The 1,526-nt window shown below is 57.9% G+C and carries 1 rRNA gene; it reads left to right on the top strand.

Annotation, left to right across the window (positions count from 1 at the left end):
• Positions 1-1,504, top strand: a 23S ribosomal RNA gene (locus tag D7294_RS31465); the annotation flags it as partial.
• Positions 1,505-1,526 lie beyond the last annotated feature (22 nt).

Genomic DNA, 1,526 nt, shown 5'->3' on the forward strand with positions numbered 1-1,526 from the left:
CCGAGGGGGTAGTAGGTGAGTGATGGGGTGACGCAGGAAGGTAGTCCAGCCCGGGCGGTGGTTGTCCCGGGGTAAGGGTGTGGCCCGAGTGGTAGGTAAATCCGCCGCTCATGTAAGGGTGAGGCCTGATGCGGAGCCGATTGTGGTGAAGTGGATGATCCTATGCTGTCGAGAAAAGCCTCTAGCGATGTTTCATGGTGGCCCGTACCCGAAACCGACTCAGGTGGTCAGGTAGAGTATACCGAGGCGTTCGGGTGAACTATGGTTAAGGAACTCGGCAAATTGCCCCCGTAACTTCGGGAGAAGGGGGGCCGCTTCTGGTGATGGCACGTTGCTGCCGGAGCTGGGGGTGGCCGCAGAGACCAGCGAGAAGCGACTGTTTACTAAAAACACAGGTCCGTGCGAAGCTGTAAGGCGATGTATACGGACTGACGCCTGCCCGGTGCTGGAACGTTAAGGGGACCGGTTAGCTGTGAGGCGAAGCTGGGAACTTAAGCGCCAGTAAACGGCGGTGGTAACTATAACCATCCTAAGGTAGCGAAATTCCTTGTCGGGTAAGTTCCGACCTGCACGAATGGCGTAACGACTTCTCGGCTGTCTCAACCATAGGCCCGGTGAAATTGCAGTACGAGTAAAGATGCTCGTTTCGCGCAGCAGGACGGAAAGACCCCGGGACCTTTACTACAGCTTGATATTGGTGTTTGGTTCGGTTTGTGTAGGATAGGTGGGAGACTGTGAAGCTCGGGCGCTAGCTTGGGTGGAGTCGTTGTTGAAATACCACTCTGGTCGTGCTGGATGTCTAACCTGGGTCCGTGATCCGGATCGGGGACAGTGTCTGGTGGGTAGTTTAACTGGGGCGGTTGCCTCCTAAAGGGTAACGGAGGCGCCCAAAGGTTCCCTCAGCCTGGTTGGTTATCAGGTGGTGAGTGTAAGTGCACAAGGGAGCTTGACTGTGAGACTGGCGGGTCGAGCAGGTGCGAAAGCAGGGACTAGTGATCCGGCGGTGGCTTGTGGGAGCGCCGTCGCTCATCGGATAAAAGGTACCCCGGGGATAACAGGCTGATCTTCCCCAAGAGTCCGTATCGACGGGATGGTTTGGCACCTCGATGTCGGCTCGTCGCATCCTGGGGCTGGAGTTGGTCCCAAGGGTTGGGCTGTTCGCCCATTAAAGCGGTACGCGAGCTGGGTTTAGAACGTCGTGAGACAGTTCGGTCCCTATCCGCTGCGCGCGTTGGAGTCTTGAGAAGGGCTGTCCCTAGTACGAGAGGACCGGGACGGACGGACCTCTGGTGTGCCAGTTGTTCTGCCAAGGGCATGGCTGGTTGGCTACGTTCGGGAGGGATAACCGCTGAAAGCATCTAAGCGGGAAGCCTGCTTCGAGATGAGGGCTCCCACCCACGTGATGGGGTAAGGCTCCCGGTAGACGACCGGGTTGATAGGCCGGAGATGGAAGCCTTGTGAGGGGTGGAGTTGACCGGTACTAATAGGCCGAGGGCTTGTCCGCAGATGCTCGCGTCCACTGTGAA

Source organism: Streptomyces hoynatensis, from assembly GCF_003626535.1.
GTDB classification, from domain to species: domain Bacteria; phylum Actinomycetota; class Actinomycetes; order Streptomycetales; family Streptomycetaceae; genus Streptomyces; species Streptomyces hoynatensis.